This is a genomic window from Azospirillum sp., from assembly GCF_050789165.1.
The window spans coordinates 1-19,428 of record NZ_JBOZRT010000045.1; the positions used below are offsets into that span (position 1 = coordinate 1).

Sequence of the window (19,428 nt, forward strand, 5' to 3'; positions counted from 1 at the left end):
CCATGCAGAAGTTCGGCATCGGCCAAGCGGTTCCGCGGACCGAGGACGCGCGCCTCCTCACCGGCGGCGGCCGCTACACCGACGACGTCTCGCTGCCCGGCCAGACCCACGCCGTGTTCGTCCGCTCGCCGCACGCGCACGCCGCGATCCGCGGCATCGACGCCGACGAGGCGCGCGCCCTGCCCGGCGTGCTGGGGGTCTTCACCGTCGACGACCTGGACGCCGACGGCGTCGGGCCGATCCGCTGCCAGTCGCCGCTGAAGAATCGCGACGGCTCGCACTACAAGGCACCGCAGCGCCCGGCGCTGGCCCGCGGCCGGGTGCGCCACGTCGGCGACGCGGTCGCCGTGGTGGTGGCCGAGACCCTGGACGCCGCCCGCGACGCCGCCGAGCTGGTGATGGTCGATTACGACGAGCTGCCCGCCGTCACCGACACCGCCGGCGCGCTGGAGCCCGGCCAACCGCAGGTCTGGGACGAGGCGCCCGGCAACCTCTGCTTCGACTGGGAGACCGGCGACGAGGCGGCGGCCGACGCCGCCTTCGCGAAGGCCGACCGCGTGGTGTCGCTCGACCTCGTCAACAACCGCGTCGTCGCCAGCCCGATGGAGGGCCGCGCCTGCGTCGGCGCGGTGGAGGACGGCACGGGCCGCCTCGTCCTGCACGTCTCCAGCCAGGGCGTACACAGCCTGCGCAGCCAGCTCAAGAGCATCTTCAAGGTGCCGGAGGCGCAGCTGCGCGTGATCACCGGCGACGTCGGCGGCGGCTTCGGCATGAAGCTGTTCATGTACCCGGAGTACGTCGTCACCCTGTTCGCCGCCCGCCGGCTGAACCGCCCGGTCAAGTGGGCGTCGGAACGCATCGAGGCGTTCCTCAGCGACGACCACGGCCGCGACAACGTCACCACCATCAAGCTGGCGCTGGACAGGGACGGCCATTTCCTCGGCCTGAAGGTGGACACCGTCGCCAACCTGGGCGCCTACCTGTCGAACTACGGGCCGTTCATCCCGACCGACGCGGGGTCGGCGATGCTGGTGGGGTCCTACCGCACGCCGGCGCTGCACGTGCACGTGCGCGGCAGCTTCACCAACACCCAGCCGGTGGACGCCTACCGCGGCGCCGGCCGCCCCGAGGCGGCCTACATGCTGGAGCGCGTCATCGACCACGCGGCGCGCAGCCTGAACCTCTCCCCGGCCGAGATCCGCCGGCGCAACTTCATCCCGCCCGAGGCCATGCCCTACGCCACGCCGCTGGGCCAGACCTACGACACCGGCGACTTCCGGCAGAACCTGGAGGACGCGCTGGCCATGGCCGACGTCGCCGGCCTGGACGCCCGCAAGGCGGAGGCGAAACGCCGCGGCAAGCGGCGCGGCCTGGGGCTGAGCACCTACATCGAGGCGTGCTCGGGCGGCGGGCCGGAGCAGGCGACGGTGGAGATCCTCAAGGACGGCCGCGCCGTCCTGATGATCGGCACCCAGACCAACGGCCAGGGCCACGAGACCGCCTACAAGCAGATCCTCTCCGACCGACTGGGCATCCCGCCCGAGGACATCGAAGTGGTGCAGGGCGACACCGACCGCGTCAGCTTCGGCGCCGGCACCGGCGGCTCGCGCTCGGTACCGGTCGGCGGCGCCGCGCTGGCGGAGAGCGCCAGGAAGGTGGTCGAGAAGGCGACGCCGCTCGCCGCCGAGCTGCTGGAGGCGGCGGCGGTGGACGTGGAGTTCACGGACGGCGCCTTCACCATCGTCGGCACCGACCGTTCGGTCTCCCTGAAGCAGGTGGCTTCGATGGCGGCGGGCATGGGCGCGGTGGCCTTCTCGGAAGCGGCGCGCTGGACGCCGCCAGCCAGCACCTTCCCCAACGGCTGCCACGTCTGCGAGGTAGAGGTGGACCCGGAGACCGGCGGGGTCGAAGTGGTGCGCTACACCGTGGTGGACGATTTCGGCACCGTGGTGAACCCGGCGCTGGTCAAGGGCCAGATCCACGGCGGCGTCGCCCAGGGCCTGGGGCAGGCGTTGCACGAGCGGGTGGTGTACGACCCGGACTCGGGCCAGCTGCTCAGCGCCTCCTTCACCGACTACAGCCTGCCGCGCGCCTACGACCTGCCCTTCGTGGAGGTGAAACTGAACAGCGTGCCCAGCACCACCAACGCGCTGGGCATGAAGGGGGCCGGCGAGGCCGGCGCCATCGGCGCCCCGCCCGCGGTGATCAACGCGCTGGTCGACGCGCTGTCGGACTACGGCATCGAGCACGTCGACATGCCGGCGACGCCCGAATACCTGTGGCGGCTGATCCGCGAGCGGCAGGAGGCGCAGGCGGCGGAGTAGCCGCCTGCCCACCCTGCGCCGGCCGTGCTTGTGGGATTAAGCCGGTTGCGGGTGTTTGAGCACGCCCCCGCAACGGGTGATAGTGCTTGGACGCCGATGCAGGGAGCCGTCGATGACCAAGACCGGAATGCGCCCGTCCGCCGTTGCCTGTGTGCTTGCCGGTCTTTCCTGCGCCGTCCCCGCCCTGGCACTGGCCGCCGGGCCGGCTTACCAGGACGTCGCGCCGCAGATCGACACCATCGTGCAGAATCGGCCGAAGGACTTCTCCCGCGAGAACGACGAGCGCAAGGACTACGTCTTCGGCAAGCTCGGCAGCAGCAACAGGGACCGCATCGCGGCGCTCGCGAACACGCTCGGGGCGACCGACCTGCTGGAGATGCGCGAACGGATCGAGAAGGCCAAGCAGGCCATCGCCGACAAGGAAGCGGCGCTGCGCGTCCTGGAGGCCGAACTGGCCCAGGCGCCGCCCGACGCCACCGGGATCACCGGGTGGGTGAGCAACCACCTGTCGCGCACCTACAGCGACGTGAAGGCGGAACTGGATAGGGCGCAACAGGATCTGATGCGGCTTCAGGACGCGGCGAACGCCGAGAGGCAGGCGGTCGTCGACCGCCTGAACGGCATCGGCGTCGTGGTGAGCGTGGAGCAGCTGGACATCCTGCTGCGGTCGATCACGGGTGACGACATCCTGCGCATGGCGGGCTTCTTCGAGAACGTTCTGGCAATCCACAGGGGGCTGGCCGAGGCGCTGACGGCACAGGGCGAAAAGGTCGATCTCGCCTCCAAGTACTACGCGACGCGCGTGGTGCTGATCGACGTTGCCGTGGAGATGCACGACCGCTTCCTGCAGCGGTCGGGCGGCGAGCATGTGCGGACCCTGGACCGCATCATGCAGGAAGCCCAGGCCGTCAAGGCCGAGGCGAAGGCGTTCATCGCCAAGGAAAAGGATCAAGCCCTGCGCGATCAGGCGGAGAACAACGTGCGGCGGTGCGACCTGACGGCCAAGGTCGCCTCCGTCTATAAGACGATCCTGCAGGATCAGGCGCGGCAGGTCTCCGACCGGCGCGAGCGACTGAGCCGCGAACGCGAACTGGCCATCAACACCTACAAGGTGGCGGCAGTCTCGGGCGAGCTTGCGAAGCTCATCAAGCAGAACGATCAGGACTTCTCGACGCTGATGCAGATCACGCTGCCGGACATGCGCCCGTTCGAGAACGCCGAGATGCGCGACGAGTTCGAAAGGCTCACCAAGCGTCTGGCGTCAAAATCCTAGGACGGCGCCACCCACCGCTCGCACCATATACGTCATCCCCCCGCCGTAGGACGCCAGCGCCGCCGGTTGCTCGACCGACGCCGCGAACCCTTGCCGGTCCCAGTACCTCCGCGCCTCCGGCGTCGAGGTGAGCGCCAGCCACGCAAAGCCCTCCGCCGCCGCCAAGTCCCGCGCGTGCTCCAGCACCGCCGCCCCCAGGCCGCTGCCCCGCACCGTCGGCAGCAGCGCCACGTCGTGCAGGTACAGGCAGTCGGCCCCGTCCGGCAGCCGCCCCAGCATCGAGTCGAGCGTCGGCGGCTCCCCCAGGCGCCCCGGATGCAGGACGGCGTACCCCACCACGGCTCCGTCCCGCTCCGCCATCCGGCACCCCGCGGGGTACAGCCGCAACCGCTCGGCGAAGACCGCGCGTTCCTCCGGATAGCCGGGATGCACGGCGGCGGCGACCTCCAGCACCGTGTCGAGGTCGGCCTCGCGCATCGCGCGCCATGTTCCGCCCATTCCTTACTCCTTCCGCGCCCTAGCAAGGGCTTCCTGGCACACCCGTTGCGGGTTATGGTTTTATGACGAGAACCCTGGAGGACACCATGACCGACCCCGCCGTGGCGAAGCTGCTGCCGACGGTCCGCACCATCGCCCACGAAGCCGGTCAGGTCATCCTGCGCTTCTACAACGACCGGTACGATGTCGCCACCAAGGCGGACGGCAGCCCGGTCACCCAGGCCGACCACGCGGCCGAGGCGGTGATCCTGCCGGCGCTCCACCACCTCACCCCCGGCGTGCCGGTGGTGGCGGAGGAGGAGGTGGCGGCCGGCCGCATCCCCGACATCTCCGGCGGCCGCTTCTGGCTGGTCGATCCGCTGGACGGCACCAAGGAATTCCTGAACCGCAACGGCGAGTTCACCGTCAACATCGCGCTGATCGAGCAGGGACTGCCGGTGCTCGGCGTCGTCTACGCCCCGGCGACCGGCGCTCTCTACGCCGGCGCCGGCCCGGGCACCGCCGTGCACTGGATCGAAGGCCGGCACGACTACCCGATCGCGGTCCGCACGCCGCCGGCCGAGGGCCTGACGGTGGTCGCCAGCCGCTCGCACGGCGACCCGGCTGAGACCGACCGGTTCCTCGCCGCCTACACGGTGAAGAACCGCGTCTCCTGCGGCTCGTCGCTGAAGTTCTGCACGGTGGCGGCGGGCAAGGCCGACCTCTACCCGCGCTTCGGCCCGACCAGCGAGTGGGACACCGCCGCCGGCCACGCCGTGCTGCTGGCCGCCGGCGGCCGGGTCTGCGCCGGCACCAGCCAGGACGCGCTCCGCTACGGCAAGCCGGACTTCCGCAACCCGCACTTCGTCGCCTACGGCGGATGAAGGTGGCGGGGGCTGACGTGACGACTCTGTGCGACGCGGCGCGGGCGGTGCTGACCACCGCCGCGCCGGCCGATAAGGTGCGCCTCACCCGCGAGCACGCCGCGGCGTGGCGCGACGGCCGGATAGCGGAGGTCGGCACCGCCACCCCGCCCGACCGTCCGGCCCGCCCCGACCAGCCGGAACTCCGCCTGCCCCGCGACATGCCGAAGCGCGGCCGCGGCGGCAGCGCGCAGAACCGCTTGGCGCTGCTGCACGCGCTGGCGCACATCGAGCTGAACGCCATCGACCTCGCCTGGGACATCGTCGCCCGCTTCAACGCCACGCCGATGCCCAAGGGCTTCTACGACGACTGGGTGCAGGTCGCCGACGACGAGGCGCGGCACTTCGACCTGCTGGAGACGCGGCTGAACGCGCTCGGCTCCGGCTATGGCGCGATGCCCGCGCACGATGGCCTATGGCAGGCGGCGCAGACCACGGCGCACGACCTCGCCACCCGGCTGGCGCTGGTGCCGATGGTGCTGGAGGCCCGCGGCCTCGACGTCACCCCCGACACGGTCCGCCGCCTGCGCGAGGTCGGCGACACCGAGAGCGCCGACATCCTGCAGCTGATCTTCGAGGAGGAGATCACCCACGTCGCCGCCGGCCGCCGTTGGTTCGGGCACCTGTGCGCTCAGGCCGGAAAAGACCCGGTGGAGGCGTGGCAGGACTTGGTGCGCAAGCACTTCAAGGGCTCGCTGAAGCGGCCGTTCAACGTGGACGGCCGCAGGCTGGCGGACTTTGGTCCGGAGTTCTACGAGCCGCTGGCGGAGGGGTGAGGCGCTAACGTCCCAGCTCAGCCATCAGCGCCGGGATCTCCGCCAGCAGTTCCCGCGCCAGGAAGCCCAGCGGCCCGCGCGAGCGGGCCAGCCGGTTTCCGGCCTCGCCGTGCAGGTGCACGCCCCAGATCGCCGCCCGCGCCGGCTCCACGCCGCGCGCCGCAAGGCCGGCCACCACGCCGGCCAGCGTGTCGCCCGAGCCCGAGGTCGCCAAGCCGACGTTGCCGTCCTCGTAGATCCAGGAGCGGCCGTCCGGCGCCACGATGCAGGTGCATGGGCCCTTCAGGGCCACCACCGCCTGAAAGTCGGCAGCCACCCGCCGCGCCGTGCCGGGCTGGTCGACCTCCACCGCCTCCCGGCCAACGCCGCACAGCGAGGCCATCTCGCCGGCGTGCGGCGTCAGGATGGTGCGGCCGGCACGGCGGCGCAGCGCGTCCTTCACGTCGCCCAGGCACGGCAGGGAGCCGGCGTCGATCACCAGCACCGGATCGGAGCCCAGCCCCTTGACCAGCGCCACGGTCAGCGCCGCCGCCGCCTCGCGATCCAGCATGCCGGGCCCGAGCAGCACAGCGTCGCACAGCACCGCCGTTTCGATGAGCTGCTCCGCCGCCGCAGGGTCGATGCCGCCGGCCGGCGTCTCGGGCAGGCCGAACACCCGCGCCTCGGGCACCGCCAGCCCGAGATGCGGCGCGACACTGCGCACCGTGGCGATCTGCAGCTTTCCGGCTCCGGCCCGCAGCGCCGCGGTGCCGGCCAGAAGCGCGCCGCCCGGCACCTCGGTGCTGCCGCCGATGACCAGCACACGGCCGCGGTCCTCCTTGTCGCCGTCCGCGCCGGGCTGGGGCAGCGGCAGGGTGCGCAGCAGGTGGGGAGTGATCCGCGTCATCGTGCCGCCACGTTGGCGTCGGGCTCGGAGGTCACCGGCGCGCCCGCGCGCTCCAGCGGCGCCACGAAGTTGTAGCGCCGCAGGTCCATGCGGCCGGTCGAGGAGGTGGTGGGGTCGAAGCCGTACTCGGTCACCGCGCAGTTCGCCACGTCGCCCCCGCGGTCGATGCCGAGGATCTCCTCCTCGGTCAGGTTCTCCAGCAGGTAGCGCATGCACAGCACCACCACCTGGTGGCTGACGATCAGCACCCGCCGGCCGCCCCAGTGCAGGCTGATGGTGTCCATGGCGCTGCGCAGGCGCAGGATGACGTCGCACCAGCTCTCGCCCGCCGGCGGCCGGTGGTAGAACTTGCCGAGGATACGGCGGAACTCCGCCTGATCGGGATGGTGGCGCTCGATCCCCAAGCGGGTCAGGCGGTCGAGGATGCCGAACTCCTTCTCGCGCAGCCGCTCGTCGATGACGAAGTCGGCGACCTCCACGTGCAGGCCGCCGCCGGCCTGGACGATCTCCGCCGTGCGCCGGGCGCGCCGGTAGGGGGAGGTCAGCACCACGTCCGGCCGCTCGTCGGGCGGCAACGCGGCGAACCAGCGGCCGAGTGCCTGCGACTGCTCCTCGCCGGCCGAGCTCAGCGGCACATCGACGTCGCGCTCGGCGATGGCGATGTGGGTCAGGCCGGCGGCGTGCGCGGCGTCGCGCGCCACGTTGCCGGCGCTCTCGCCGTGCCGGACGATCCAAAGCCGCTGGGGCCAGCGCTGCTGCATGACGACCACCGCCCTGCCGTTGTCGGTATCCGGTCAACGGCGGAGGGGTGGGAAAGGTTCACCGTTTTGAACCGCCGTAGACTTTCGGCTGCGCGAAGTGCAGGTGGTCGACCAGTTCCTTGCTGACGCAGCCGTCCACCGGCAGCCCGGCCTTCTTCTGGTAGGCGCGGATGGCCGCCTGCGTCCGTGAGCCCGGCTTGCCGTCGGCGGTGCCGGCGTTGAAGCCGCGCTCGTTGAGCTGCTCCTGCGCATCGGTGACGTAGCCGGTGTAGGCATCCGGCGGCATGCCGCGCGGGTCGCATTTGGATGCGGCAAACGCCGGCATTGCGGCGGTGAGAAGGAGGGTGGAGGCGAACAGGATGCGGGTCATGCTGGGGGCCCCTTGAATGCAGCGATTTTGCCCCCTCCCCATCCCTCCCCCGCTCCGCGGTGGAGGGGGTTGGTTTCCCTCTCCCGCGCAGCGGGGAAGGGGCAGGGAGGGGGCAAAGTGCTTAAGCCGCCTCTTCGTCGCTCTGGCCCTTGATGCGGGCGGCCAGCGCGGCTTCGAGGAAGCGGTCGAGGTCGCCGTCGAGCACCGCCTGGGATTGCGAGGTCTCGACGTTGGTGCGCAGGTCCTTGACCATCTGGTAGGGGTGCAGGACGTAGGAGCGGATCTGGTGGCCCCAGCCGATGTCGGACTTGGTGGCCTCCAGCGCCGCGGCGGCGTCCTCGCGGATCTTCAGCTCGCGCTCGTACAGGCGGGCGCGCAGCATGTCCCACGCCTTGGAGCGGTTCTTGTGCTGCGAGCGCTCCTGCTGGCAGGCCACCACGATGCCGGTGGGCAGGTGCGTGATGCGCACCGCCGAGTCCGTCTTGTTGACGTGCTGGCCGCCGGCGCCCGAGGCCCGGAAGGTGTCGATGCGGCAGTCCTTCTCGTTGATCTCGATCTGGATCTTGTCGTCGATCACCGGGCTGATGGACACGGCGGCGAAGCTGGTCTGGCGGCGCGCCTGGCTGTCGAACGGGCTGATGCGCACCAGACGGTGCACGCCGGCCTCGGTCTTCAGCCAGCCATAGGCGTTGTGGCCCGTGACCTGGACGGTGGCGGACTTGATGCCAGCCTCTTCGCCCGGGCTCTCTTCCAGCCATTCGGCCTTGTAGCCGTGCTGCTCGGCCCAGCGCGTGTACATGCGCATGAGCATCAGCGCCCAGTCCTGCGCCTCGGTGCCGCCGGCGCCGGCGTTCACCTCGATGAAGCAGTCGTTGGCGTCGGCCTCGCCCGACAGCAGGCTTTCCAGCTGCAGCTTGGCGGCGCGGTCGCGCAGGCCGTACAAGGACTTCTCGGCGTCGGCGACGACGGTCTCGTCACCCTCCGCCTCGCCCATCTCGATGAGGTCCAGGCTGTCGCTGAGGTCGCGCTCCAGCGCCCGATAGCCGTTGACCGCGGTCTCCAGCTGGGTGCGCTCGCGCATGATCGTCTGCGCCTTCTCCGGGTTGTCCCACAGCTTGGGATCCTCGGAGAGGGCGTTCACTTCGTCGAGACGCCGCAGTGCGTTGTCCCAGTCAAAGATGCCTCCTCAGCAGCGCCAGCGATTCGCGAATCTCGCCGGCGGCCGCTTCGATCTCGGCCCGCATCGCAGTACCTCCTCGTCAGCCAGGGGTTGGAAGGGTGTCGGTCGGCGGTTTATGTAGCGCCTCGCGTCCGGCTTTGCACCCCCAAATTCTCCCCCGCCCGAGGGACCCCACTCTCTCGAAGTCTTAAACGCACCGCTCCCCGTCCGGCGCCGAAACGACTCCTCGGGGTACCAGTACATCCGAGGTATCGGCCTCGCCTGCCGCTTTTCGACTGCCACGTTCCGCTGCAGCCGGCCAACTGATTACGCCCTATTCGGGGCCGGGGGCTCCGGATGCCGCCGGGAACACCGCCGATTCACGCGCTAATTTCGAACCGTCTTTCAATCTCCGATCCCATGGTGCTGCGATGAATTTCGCCAGCCTGCAATTCGTGCTCTTCATAACCGCGTTCACCGCGCTGTTCCTGGCGCTGGGCCGCACCCGGCTGTTCACGCCGTTCCTGCTGGTCGCCAGCTACGTGTTTTACGGCTATTGGGACTATCGCTTCTGCAGCCTTCTGGCGCTGACCACCGCCATCGACTTCTGGTGCGGCCTGAAGGTGGCCGACGCGCCGAACCGCACACAGGCCAAGACCTACCTGCTGATCAGCATCGGCAGCAACCTGGCCATCCTGTTCTTCTTCAAGTACTTCAACTTCTTCGTCGACAGCGCGCAGGTCGCGCTGTCCGATCTGGGGTTCGAGGTCGGGCGCACGGCGCTGGAGGTGATCCTGCCGGTCGGCATCTCCTTCTACACCTTCCAGAACCTCAGCTACACCATCGACGTCTACGCCGGCGATTTGAAAGCCGAGCGCTCCTTCGTCAAGTACGCGACCTTCGTGGCCTTCTTCCCGCAGCTGGTCGCCGGCCCCATCGTGCGGGCGCGCGACCTGCTGCCGCAGATCAGCGAGGGCCGGCCGGAGCCCAGCTTCGCCATGCAGTTCGCCGGGCTGGAGAAGGTGGTCTGGGGCTATTTCCTCAAACTCGGGCTGGCCGACAACGCGGCGGCCGTGGTCGACGCCCGCTTCGCCCATCCGGAGCTCTACAACTCCCTGCACCACGTCATCGGGCTGGTCTGCTTCAGCCTGCAGATCTACGGCGACTTCGCCGGCTATTCGCTGATCGCCATCGGGCTGGCGGAGATCTTCGGCTACTCGCTGTGCCCGAACTTCGCCCGGCCGTACTTCGCCCGCGGCATGCGCGACTTCTGGCGGCGCTGGCACATCTCGCTGTCCACGTGGTTCCGCGACTACGTCTACGTGCCGATGGGCGGCAACCGGACGCAGTGGCTGCGCCTGCGCAACGTCACCATCACCATGGTGGTCTCCGGACTATGGCACGGCGCCGCCTGGACCTTCGTCCTGTGGGGCGCGCTGCACGCCGGCCTGATGCTGGCGGAGGACGCGCTGCGCTGGCTCGGCCGCCGCTCCGGCATCCGCCTGCCGGCGCCGGTGCAGACGATCGGGCGGCTGGCGCTGATCCCGCTCGTTTTCCTGCTGGTGACGCTGACCTGGCTGCCGTTCCGCGCCGACGGCCTGCACACGGTCGGCACCATCCTGTCGATCATCGCGCAGGGCGACTTCAGCCTGCCGCACGGCATGCAGCAGGTCAGCACGCTGCTGCGCGTCGCGGTGATCGGGCTGGTGGTGTTCACCGTGGACGCCGCCATCGAGGCCGGGGCGGCGCGCGGCTGGGTACGCACCAGCGTGGTGGCGCGCACCGTCGCCTGCTCGTCGCTGATCGTGCTTCTGCTGCTGCTCGGCAACTTCGACAACCGCGCCTTCATCTACTTCCAGTTCTGAGGGAGCCCAACCGATGCTGCGCCTTATCGCGTCCCTCGGTCTGATGGCGGCGACGGTGTTCGCCATGGACCGCGTGCTGGCTCCCCAGATCGGGGCCACCCTGCTTGCCTCCAACGACCGCTTCATGGCGATCTACCGGCCGGAGACGGCGGCCGACGTCGTGGTGGTCGGCAACAGCCGCGCCGACAACCACTTCCCGCCGTCGATCCTGCGCCCGATGACCTGCGGCGAGCCGCTGAACATCGGCATGGGCGGCGCGCCGACCACGGTGAACGCCCTGCTCTGGCAGGACTACCTGGAGCGGCACGCGCCGCCCCGTCTGCTGATCGTCGAACCGACCAGCCTCGTCGACCCGCCGACCGACCTCGCCGACGTACCGCTGCTGGCCCACTACTCGCCGCGGGTGGACGACTTCCTGCGCCACACGCACAGCGACCTGTGGACCTCCCAGCGCCTGTTCAACCTGCTGGCGTTCAACAACAACCAGACGCTGCGCATGCTGGTCGGCCGCGTTCGGCCGGCGCCGGAGGACCGCACGCTGGACGGCGCCATCGGCCCGAAGCAGCGCGCCCACGTCGCCCGCCTGCCGGAGGAGACCATGCCCGACCTGCCGGCCAATTGGAAGGCGCTGGACACCATCATCCGGACGGCGCGCGACCGCGGCACGCGGGTGGCGGTGGTGGCAACGCCCTATATGCCCGCCTACGCCGCCAAGGTCGGCAACTTCGACGCGTTCTTCGCCGAGGTGAAGCGGCGCCTGCCGGCGGATGTCGCTTTCATCGACGCGCGCCGCGCGCTGACCAGCGACGAGCACTTCGCCGACCCCCTGCATATGAACGACGCCGGGGTGCGCGCGCTGTTCGCCGCGTTGGAGCCGGAGCTGCGCCAGCTCGGCACCTGCCCGGTCGACGCCATCGCGCACCTGGAATCGCCCAACGCCACCGCCCGGTGAACGAGCCTGATGAGCGGGCCTAGTACAACCCGCCCGTCCCCAGCGTCGCCGCCGGCGGCGGTGCGGCGGGGGCGCCGGCGGGCAGGCTGCCGCCGTAGCCACCCGGCGCCCCGCCCATGCCGATCGACTGCGCCGAGCCGTCGAGCACCGGCGGCGGGACGTCGGGGTTGGGTTCGGTCCCGGGCAGGAAGGCCTCCCAGATCGCCTTGCGCTCGCCGGGCTGGGCGAGCTGGCCGGTCTCCGGGTTGACGCGCACGAGGCGCACACCGGGCGGCACGCGGAACGGCGTGGCCGGGCGGTCCTTCAGCGCCACCTCCATGAAGTCCTTGAACACCGGCACCGCGGCCGAACCGCCGGTCTCCTTGCCGCCCAGCGAGCGCGGCTGGTCGAAGCCGATGTAGGTGCCGACCGCGAGGTCGGAGGAGAAGCCCATGAACCACGCGTCGTTGCTGTCGTTGGTGGTGCCGGTCTTGCCGGCCACCGGCTTGCCGAGCGACAGCAGCTTGGCCGCCGTGCCGCGCTGCACCACGCCCTCAAGCATCGACACCATCTGATAGACGGTGCGCGGGTCGGCGATGCGCTCGCGGGTATCGGGCACCGCGGGCACCGGCAGGTTGGGCGCCCAAGCGACGTCCTGGCAACCCTGGCAGGACCGGTTGTCGTGCCGGAAGATGGTCTTGCCGGTGCGGTCCTGGATGCGGTCGATGAAGGTCGGCACGATCTTGCGCCCGCCGTTGACCAGCATCCCGTACGCCGTCGCCATGCGCAGCACGGTCGTCTCGCCGGCGCCCAGCGACATCGGCAGGAAGGGCTGCAGGTTGTCGACGATGCCGAATTTCTCGGCGGTGGCCTTCACCTTGTCCATTCCGATGTGCTTGGCGAGGCGCACGGTCATGACGTTGCGCGACTTCTCGATGCCGGCGCGCAACGGGGTCGGGCCGTAGAACTGGTGGCTGTAGTTCTCCGGCCGCCAGATCGGCTGGCCGCCGCCGGGGTCGTACTCGAACGGCGCGTCCATCACCAGAGAGGCCGGGGTGAGGCCGTTGTCGAGCGCCGTCAGGTAGACGAATGGCTTGAACGACGAGCCCGGCTGCCGCATCGCCTGGGTGGCGCGGTTGAACGCGCTCATGTGCGGCGAGAAGCCGCCGACCATGGCGAGCACGCGCCCGGTGTGCGGGTCGAGCGCCGCGAAGCCGCCCTGCACCGCCGGAATCTGGCGCAGGGCGAAGCTGGCCGGCGGCAGGTCCTTGCCGCGCTCGTCCTTGGCCACCGGCTCGACCAGCACCACGTCGCCAAGCTTCAGCACATCGACCGGCTTGCGGACCTCGGGGCCGAGGGTCTCGCCCTCCTTCCAAGCGCGCGCCCACTTCAGCTCGGTCAGCGGGATGCGCCCGCGCGAGCCGTCGCCCAGCCCGACCTCGGTGCCGGTGGCGTCGTCGTCCTTCAGCACCACGGCCAGGCGCCACGCCTCTCCGCCCGGCGGCATCGGGATGGACGCCAGCTTCTTGGCCCAGCCGTCGAAATTCTCCATGCGGGTGATCGGCCCGCGCCAACCATGCCGGCGGTCGTAGTCGATCAGCCCTTGGCGCAGCGCGCGGGACGCCGTGTCCTGCAGCTTGGGATCCATGGAGGCGCGCACGGTCAGCCCACCCTCGTAGAGCGCGCGCTCGCCGTACAGCTTGATCAGCTCGCGGCGGACCTCCTCGGCGAAGTACTCGGCGGTGACGTACTCGGTCTCGTCGCGCTTGCGGATGGCCAACGGCTCGGCCTGGGCGGCGCGCGCCTCCTCGGGCGTGATGTGGCCGTCCTCGGCCATGCGGCCGATCACCCAGTTGCGCCGGGCGACGGCGGCGTCCTTCTGCCGCTCGGGGTGGTAGTTGCTGGGCGCCTTGGGCAGGGCGGCCAGATAGGCGGCCTCGGCGACGGACAGCTCGTCCAGCCCCTTGTTGAAGTAGTTGAGCGCGGCGGCGGCGACACCGTAGGAGCGGAAGCCCAGGAAGATCTCGTTCAGGTACAGTTCGAGGATGCGGTCCTTGGTGAACGCGCGCTCGATGCGGATGGCGAGGATGGCTTCCTTGATCTTGCGGTTGAACGACACCTCGCCGGAGAGCAGCATGTTCTTGGCGACCTGCTGCGTGATGGTCGAGGCGCCGACCGGCCGGCGGTCGGAGCCGAAGTTCTCCACGTTGGTCAGCACCGCGCGCACGATGCCCAGCGGGTCGATGCCCTTGTGCTGGTAGAAGCTCTTGTCCTCCGCGGACAGGAAGGCGCTGCTGACGCGCTTCGGAATCGCGTCGATGGGCACGAAGACCCGCTTCTCCGCGGCGAACTCCGCCAGCAGCCGGCCGTCGGCGGCGTAGACGCGGGTGGTCACCGGCGGCTGGTAGTTGGCCAGCTTTGTGTAGTCCGGCAGGTCGTGGTTGTAGTGGTCGATGAGCCACACCAGGGCGCCCGCCCCGGCGATCGCCAGCATCAACAGACCCATCAGAAGCCGCAGCAGCAGACGCATGTCCCGAACCCGATCCAACGCACCAGAAGCCCGGTCGCGCGGGGCGCCGGGATGAGCCGCGCATCCTACACCCGGAGGAGGGTCGCGCCGACTCCTACGTTCGATTGGCAGGAAAATGTGACACCCGCAAGGCGCCTACCACGAAGAGGTAGCGGCTATGCGTTCGGGGAGGGGGAAGACGGCGGCGCTAGAGTTTCTGCGGCCCGCCCAGCCACTTGAAATAGGAGTCCACCGCGCGCGTCACACCGCGGGCGAGGCGTTCGCGGTGCCGCGGCGACTTGAGCTGGCTGGCGTCCTGGGGACTGGACAGGTAACCCATCTCCACCAGCACCGACGGCACGTCCGGCGCGGTCAGCACGGCGAAGCCGGCCTGCCGGTGTGGCTTGCTGGGCAGCAGGGTGACCTCGCGCTTCACGTTCTCCAGCACCGCCTTGGCGAAGCGCTTGGAGTGATTCATGGTGTCGCGTTGCGCCAGGTCGATGAGGATGCTCGCCACCAGGTGGTTCTCGCCGGAGAGGTCGAGGCCGGCGATGGCGTCGGCGCGGTTCTCCTTGGCGGCCAGCATTTCCGCCTCGCGGTCGGAGGCCTTGTCGGACAGCGTATAGATCGACAGGCCGCGGATCGTGCCGGTGGCGATGCTGTCGGCGTGCAGCGACAGGAACAGGTCGGCGCCGACGTCACGGGCCATGCCGACGCGCTCGCGCAGGCGGATGAACACGTCCTTGTCGCGGGTCAGCATGACCCGGTAGCGGCCGGTCCCCTCCAGCTGCCGCCGCAGCTCGCGCGCCACCGCCAGCGTGATGTCCTTCTCGAAGACGCCGCCGACTCCGACGGCGCCCGGATCCTCCCCGCCGTGACCGGGGTCGAGGACGATCAGCGGCTTCTCCGGCCCGCGCGGCAACGGCGCGGGCGGAGCAGCCGGCAGCGCGGCGGGCACGACGCGCGCCGGGGCCGGTGGGGCGGAGGGCGGCGCGGACGCCGGCTCCAGCCGAGTGGCGGGCTTTGCAGCCGGCAGGACGGACTTGGCGAAGGCGTCCGGCGTGGTGGGCGCCAGATCGAGCACGAAGCGCGGCTTGTGGCCGTCCCTCGGCGGCAGGATGTACGCCTCGCGCACCTGGACCGGCCCGTTGGTTTCGAACACCACGCGCAGCCCGCCGGAGTCGCCGGCCATGCGCTGGTAACGCTGGACGAGGCCGCGGCCGGCGGCAGGCGCGTCGCCGCCGGGCCATACCAGATCCGGCAGATCGACGATGACGCGGTAGGGGGCGGCGGCTGTGCTGACCTTGAAGGCGACGGCGTCGCTCAGTTCCAGCACGAAACGGGTCTTGTCGGGGTGTACGCCCAGGCGCGCATCGACCACCGCCGGCCGTGGCGGCGGAGCGGGCAGCGCGGCCGTGGTCTGCGCGTGGGCGGCGCCCAGCAGAAACCCCATCGCGACCACCGGCGCGAGCATTCGCCGCATGAAATCCACGGGAACCCTACTCCGATCATCCCAAACCTACCTATAGCTTAGGCGAATCAACGCACTCAACGGACAAGGTGAGACGACGCCTCAATTGTCGGCAACTGTGGCTTTCGCGCCAGCACGCCGTTCGCCAGAGCATAGGTCGGAGGATCGGCGGACCGTACGCTCCGCCGAATTCCCCGGTTGTGCACGGATGATCGCTTGTCTATGGTGTCTGTGCGACATACCGAGGTCCGCCCGTTTCCCTCTGGGAAGCGGCGGCGTCGCGCCCGGAGGGAGTTCGACCGTGCTTAGCTTTCGGTCGCGTTCCGGTGCGGGACGCTTACGGATCGGCCGGTAAAAGATGGAGAAACCTTGAAGCAGGCTTTGGCCGCAAGGCCGGAGCCCGGATGCTGGGCTCGACCCGTCCTGGCTGCTCTCACGAGCGCCGTTCGACGATCCGTCGGGTAAGGCTCCGAACGCTTCTCACACAGCGATGACGCTGACTCGAGCGCCTGTCTGGTCGCGCGGGTGCACGGGTTGCGTCATGAGGATCATGAATGGCCAAGCGTATGCTTGTGGACGCCACGCACCCGGAAGAGACCCGGGTCGTCGTGGTCAACGGGAACCGGCTCGAAGAACTCGATTTCGAGATCGCCACCCGCAAACAGCTCAAGGGCAACATCTATCTGGCCAAGGTGACGCGCGTCGAGCCGTCCCTGCAAGCGGCCTTCGTCGAGTACGGCGGCAACCGCCACGGCTTCCTCGCCTTCTCGGAAATCCACCCGGACTATTACCGCATCCCGGTCGCCGACCGCGAGGCGCTGCTGGCCGAGGAGGAGCGCCGCTACCGCGAGGACGAGCGCGAGGCCGAATCCCGCGAGCGCGGCGGGCGCCGCAACCGGCGCGCCATGGCCGAAGCGGCGGAGGCCACCGCCGAGATCCAGAGCGAGATCCAGGAGGACCTGCAGGAGGACCTCCGCCGCGGCGACGTCATCGAGCACGACTCGCCGATGCCCACCCCGATCGCCGAGGCCGAGGCTGCCACGGAGTTCGACGAGCCGGCGGCCGGCAACGGCGAGGACAACGGCGGCGCGTACGCGTACGCCGAAGGTGAGACGTACACCCAGGAGGCCCAGCCCGAGTCGAACGGCGAGCCCGCCTCCGACGAGAATGGCGGCAGCCACGAGCCCGGCCCGGCACCGGAGAGCGTCGACGTGGTCGGCGGCGACGAGGTGGAGGATTCCCACCGCCGCCGCGCCCGCCCGCTGCGCAGCTACAAGATCCAGGAGGTCATCAAGCGCCGGCAGATCATGCTGGTGCAGGTGACCAAGGAAGAGCGCGGCAACAAGGGTGCGGCGCTGACCACCTACCTGTCGCTGCCCGGCCGCTACTGCGTGCTGATGCCCAACACCGGACGTGGCGGCGGCATCAGCCGCAAGATCACCAACCCGGCCGACCGCAAGCGCCTGAAGGAGATGCTCTCCGACCTGGACATCCCGGAGGGCATGGCGGTCATCCTGCGCACCGCGGGTCTCGAGCGCTCGAAGCAGGAGATCAAGCGCGACCTCGAATACCTGCTGCGCCTGTGGGACGACATCCGCGAGCAGACGCTGAGCTCGACCGCGCCGACGCTGATCTATGAGGAAGCCAACCTCATCAAGCGCTCGATCCGCGACATCTATTCCAGTGACATCGACGAACTCTGGGTCGAGGGCGACGCCGGCTACCGCACCGCCAAGGACTTCATGCGGATGCTGATGCCGAGCCACGCCAAGCGCGTGCAGCCCTACAAGGAGGAGGAGATCCCGCTGTTCCACCGCTATCAGGTGGAGCCGCAGATCGACGCCATCCACAATCCCGTCGTGCATCTGAAGTCGGGCGGCTACATCGTCATCAACCCGACCGAGGCGCTGGTCGCCATCGACGTCAACTCGGGCAAGTCGACGCGCGAGCGCAACATCGAGGAGACGGCGTACAAGACCAACCTGGAGGCCGCCGAGGAGGTGGCCCGCCAGCTGCGCCTGCGCGACCTCGCGGGCCTCATCGTGATCGACTTCATCGACATGGAGGATGCGAAGAACAACGCGTCGGTCGAGCGCCGTCTGAAGGAGGCGATGAAGAACGACCGGGCACGCATCCAGCTCGGCCGCATTTCGCCCTTCGGCCTGCTGGAGCTGTCGCGCCAGCGCCTGCGCCCGTCGCTGCTGGAGACCAACTTCGAGCGTTGCGTGCACTGTGCCGGCACCGGCGTGGTCCGCTCGGTGGAGTCGGCGTCGCTGCACGTGCTTCGCCACATCGAGGAGGAGGGCATCCGCAAGCGCTCCGCCGAGATCACGGTGACCGTGCCGACGGCCATCGGCCTCTACATCCTGAACCAGAAGCGTGCGGATCTCGCCCGGATCGAGATTAAGTACGGCTTCCGCGTGCTGGTACAGGCGGACGACACGCTGATCGCCCCCGATCTGCGCCTGGAGCGCGTCAAGGCCAAGCAGCCGGGCGACGAGACCGCGCCGCTGGTCAGCGCCGACCGCGTCATGGCCGAGACGGACCGCGTGCTCGCCGCCGAGGCGGAGGAAGAGGAGACGGACGAGGAGGTCGTCGAGAGCGAGGCCGAGACCGCCGAGCATCCGGCCGAAGCGGCCGAAGCGGCCGACGCCGGTGAGAACGGTGACCGCCGCCGCCGCCGCCGCCGCCGCCGCCGCGGTCGTGGCGAGCGCGAAGGTGGTGAGCGCGAGGCCGCCGAGCAGCGTACCGACGCCGACGCCCTTTCCGCCGAGGCCGAGGGCGCCGAGGACGAGGACGAGGACGAGGTGGAAGGCGACGAGGCCGATGAGGGCGTCGAAGCCGACGAGCGCGGCGAGGGCGATAGCGACAGCCGCAAGAAGCGCCGTCGCGGCAAGCGCGGCGGCCGCCGCCGGTCGCGCCAGCGCGAGCTGGCGCCGGGCGAAACCGCCGAGGGCACGGAGAACGCCGAGGGTGGTGTCGAGGCTCCGGCCGCGGACGCCGCCGAGACGCCGGCCCCGGCGCCGAAGCAGCGCGTGCGTGCCCTGGTGCCGCCGAAGCCGGTGCCGCCGGCCCCGGCGCTGGAGCCGATCGACTTCGATTGGATCCTGACCGGCGAACCGCCGCCCGCCGAGGCTCCGGCCGAAGCCCCCGCCGAAGAGGCCCCGGCTGCCGCGGCGCCCGAGGCTGCGGCTCCGGAAGCGGCAGCCGACACGGCGGTCGAGGCTCCGAAGAAGAAGCGTCCCTCGCGCAGCAAGAAGGCCGCGACCGAACCGGCAGCCGAGGCCCCGGCCGAAGTCGCGCCGGAAGCCGAGGCCCCGAAGCCGAAGAAGCGTCCGTCGCGCAGCAAGAAGGCCACGACCGAACCGGCGGCCGAAGCTGTGGCCAAGGCCGCTCCGGAAGCCGAAGCCCCGAAGCCGAAGAAGCGCCCGTCGCGCAGCAAGAAGGCCGCCGAGCCCGCCGAGGCACCCGCGGTCACGCTGAGCGAGCCGGTTGCGGAAGAGGTCGCCGCCGTCGCTGCCCCCGAGGCTGTGCCGGAAGCCCTGCCGGCCGACGCGGCTCCGGCCGCGCCGACGGTGGAGGAGAACACCACCGCGCACGCCGCGGAGACGGTCAACTCCACCCCGGAAAAGCCGAAGCGTGGCTGGTGGAACCGGTAACGGTTGACACAGGAAAAGAAAAAGGCGCCGTGAGGCGCCTTTTT

At 70.2% G+C, this 19,428-nt stretch carries 14 protein-coding genes; 7 read left to right on the forward strand and 7 right to left on the reverse strand.

The window, feature by feature from the left end; translation table 11 throughout:
• The first annotated feature begins 2 nt into the window (after positions 1–2).
• Together ACRWK7_RS09870 and ACRWK7_RS09875 are read left to right on the forward strand one after the other, a co-directional pair.
• Positions 3–2,324, forward strand: coding sequence for a xanthine dehydrogenase family protein molybdopterin-binding subunit (locus ACRWK7_RS09870; RefSeq protein ID WP_431856038.1), 2,322 nt, complete (start codon positions 3–5; stop codon positions 2,322–2,324).
• Positions 2,325–2,436: 112 nt separating this feature from the next.
• Positions 2,437–3,597: a hypothetical protein gene (locus ACRWK7_RS09875; protein WP_431856040.1), complete on the forward strand. Its 1,161-nt coding sequence runs from the start codon at positions 2,437–2,439 to the stop codon at positions 3,595–3,597.
• Here ACRWK7_RS09875 and ACRWK7_RS09880 read toward each other — a convergent pair.
• Positions 3,586–4,095 carry a GNAT family N-acetyltransferase gene (locus ACRWK7_RS09880; protein ID WP_431856042.1) on the reverse strand — a complete coding sequence of 170 codons (510 nt, stop codon included), beginning with the start codon at positions 4,093–4,095 and terminating at the stop codon, positions 3,586–3,588. The two genes, ACRWK7_RS09875 and ACRWK7_RS09880, sit on opposite strands and share 12 nt — an antisense overlap.
• Before the next feature lie 86 nt (positions 4,096–4,181).
• Here ACRWK7_RS09880 and cysQ point away from each other — a divergent pair, with 86 nt between their 5' ends.
• Together cysQ and ACRWK7_RS09890 are read left to right on the forward strand one after the other, a co-directional pair.
• Positions 4,182–4,958 (forward strand): 3'(2'),5'-bisphosphate nucleotidase CysQ, encoded by a 777-nt coding sequence (gene cysQ, locus ACRWK7_RS09885; RefSeq protein ID WP_431856044.1) that lies wholly within the window; start codon positions 4,182–4,184, stop codon positions 4,956–4,958.
• A complete protein-coding gene (locus tag ACRWK7_RS09890; protein ID WP_431856045.1) occupies positions 4,955–5,773 on the forward strand; it encodes a ferritin-like domain-containing protein in 819 nt (272 codons plus the stop codon). Before cysQ ends, ACRWK7_RS09890 begins: the two co-directional genes overlap by 4 nt.
• 4 nt (positions 5,774–5,777) lie before the next feature.
• Here ACRWK7_RS09890 and ACRWK7_RS09895 read toward each other — a convergent pair whose 3' ends face one another.
• The 4 genes from ACRWK7_RS09895 to prfB all read right to left on the reverse strand — a co-directional run bounded on the left by ACRWK7_RS09895 (position 5,778) and on the right by prfB (position 9,034).
• Entirely contained in the window at positions 5,778–6,659 is an 882-nt protein-coding gene (locus tag ACRWK7_RS09895; RefSeq protein WP_431856046.1) for an NAD(P)H-hydrate dehydratase, read from the reverse strand.
• Positions 6,656–7,420, reverse strand: coding sequence for a histidine phosphatase family protein (locus ACRWK7_RS09900; protein WP_431856047.1), 765 nt, complete (start codon positions 7,418–7,420; stop codon positions 6,656–6,658). The genes ACRWK7_RS09895 and ACRWK7_RS09900 overlap by 4 nt, the downstream gene beginning before the upstream one ends.
• Before the next feature lie 58 nt (positions 7,421–7,478).
• Entirely contained in the window at positions 7,479–7,790 is a 312-nt protein-coding gene (locus ACRWK7_RS09905) for a peptidoglycan-binding domain-containing protein (RefSeq protein ID WP_431856048.1), read from the reverse strand.
• A 121-nt stretch (positions 7,791–7,911) separates the two neighbouring features.
• Positions 7,912–9,034 (reverse strand): peptide chain release factor 2 gene (gene prfB / locus ACRWK7_RS09910; protein ID WP_431856049.1). Its coding sequence is split into 2 segments (ribosomal slippage): positions 7,912–8,964 and positions 8,966–9,034, totalling 1,122 coding nucleotides; the frame shifts between segments, so codons are not numbered across the junction.
• A gap of 346 nt (positions 9,035–9,380) precedes the next feature.
• On the opposite strand from prfB, the gene ACRWK7_RS09915 reads away from it, so the two are divergent.
• The gene (locus tag ACRWK7_RS09915) at positions 9,381–10,814 is read left to right on the forward strand and encodes an MBOAT family O-acyltransferase (RefSeq protein WP_431856050.1); all 1,434 of its coding nucleotides are present in this window, start codon (positions 9,381–9,383) and stop codon (positions 10,812–10,814) included.
• A 13-nt stretch (positions 10,815–10,827) separates the two neighbouring features.
• On the forward strand, positions 10,828–11,766 hold the full coding sequence (locus ACRWK7_RS09920; RefSeq protein WP_431856051.1) for a hypothetical protein: 939 nt from the start codon (positions 10,828–10,830) through the stop codon (positions 11,764–11,766).
• 19 nt (positions 11,767–11,785) lie between these two features.
• Here the strand turns inward: ACRWK7_RS09920 and ACRWK7_RS09925 are convergent, their stop codons facing one another.
• Both ACRWK7_RS09925 and ACRWK7_RS09930 read right to left on the reverse strand, forming a co-directional pair.
• Positions 11,786–14,275, reverse strand: a complete 2,490-nt coding sequence (locus ACRWK7_RS09925) for a penicillin-binding protein 1A (RefSeq protein WP_431856052.1) — start codon at positions 14,273–14,275, stop codon at positions 11,786–11,788.
• Positions 14,276–14,462: 187 nt separating this feature from the next.
• Positions 14,463–15,737 carry an N-acetylmuramoyl-L-alanine amidase gene (locus ACRWK7_RS09930; RefSeq protein WP_431856053.1) on the reverse strand — a complete coding sequence of 425 codons (1,275 nt, stop codon included), beginning with the start codon at positions 15,735–15,737 and terminating at the stop codon, positions 14,463–14,465.
• 542 nt (positions 15,738–16,279) lie between these two features.
• Here ACRWK7_RS09930 and ACRWK7_RS09935 point away from each other — a divergent pair.
• Positions 16,280–19,384, forward strand: coding sequence for an Rne/Rng family ribonuclease (locus ACRWK7_RS09935; protein WP_431856054.1), 3,105 nt, complete (start codon positions 16,280–16,282; stop codon positions 19,382–19,384).
• Positions 19,385–19,428 lie beyond the last annotated feature (44 nt).

Bases quoted from the DNA above. Each gene is read 5' to 3' on its own strand.
- ACRWK7_RS09900 (WP_431856047.1), bottom strand. From the start codon at position 7,420: ATGCAGCAGCGCTGGCCCCAGCGGCTTTGGATCGTCCGGCACGGCGAG.
- ACRWK7_RS09915 (WP_431856050.1), top strand. From the start codon at position 9,381: ATGAATTTCGCCAGCCTGCAATTCGTGCTCTTCATAACCGCGTTCACC.
- ACRWK7_RS09930 (WP_431856053.1), bottom strand. From the start codon at position 15,737: ATGCGGCGAATGCTCGCGCCGGTGGTCGCGATGGGGTTTCTGCTGGGC.
- ACRWK7_RS09875 (WP_431856040.1), top strand. From the start codon at position 2,437: ATGACCAAGACCGGAATGCGCCCGTCCGCCGTTGCCTGTGTGCTTGCC.
- ACRWK7_RS09925 (WP_431856052.1), bottom strand. From the start codon at position 14,275: ATGCGTCTGCTGCTGCGGCTTCTGATGGGTCTGTTGATGCTGGCGATC.
- ACRWK7_RS09935 (WP_431856054.1), top strand. From the start codon at position 16,280: ATGGCCAAGCGTATGCTTGTGGACGCCACGCACCCGGAAGAGACCCGG.
- ACRWK7_RS09870 (WP_431856038.1), top strand. From the start codon at position 3: ATGCAGAAGTTCGGCATCGGCCAAGCGGTTCCGCGGACCGAGGACGCG.
- ACRWK7_RS09895 (WP_431856046.1), bottom strand. From the start codon at position 6,659: ATGACGCGGATCACTCCCCACCTGCTGCGCACCCTGCCGCTGCCCCAG.
- ACRWK7_RS09920 (WP_431856051.1), top strand. From the start codon at position 10,828: ATGCTGCGCCTTATCGCGTCCCTCGGTCTGATGGCGGCGACGGTGTTC.
- cysQ (WP_431856044.1), top strand. From the start codon at position 4,182: ATGACCGACCCCGCCGTGGCGAAGCTGCTGCCGACGGTCCGCACCATC.
- ACRWK7_RS09890 (WP_431856045.1), top strand. From the start codon at position 4,955: ATGAAGGTGGCGGGGGCTGACGTGACGACTCTGTGCGACGCGGCGCGG.
- ACRWK7_RS09880 (WP_431856042.1), bottom strand. From the start codon at position 4,095: ATGGGCGGAACATGGCGCGCGATGCGCGAGGCCGACCTCGACACGGTG.
- ACRWK7_RS09905 (WP_431856048.1), bottom strand. From the start codon at position 7,790: ATGACCCGCATCCTGTTCGCCTCCACCCTCCTTCTCACCGCCGCAATG.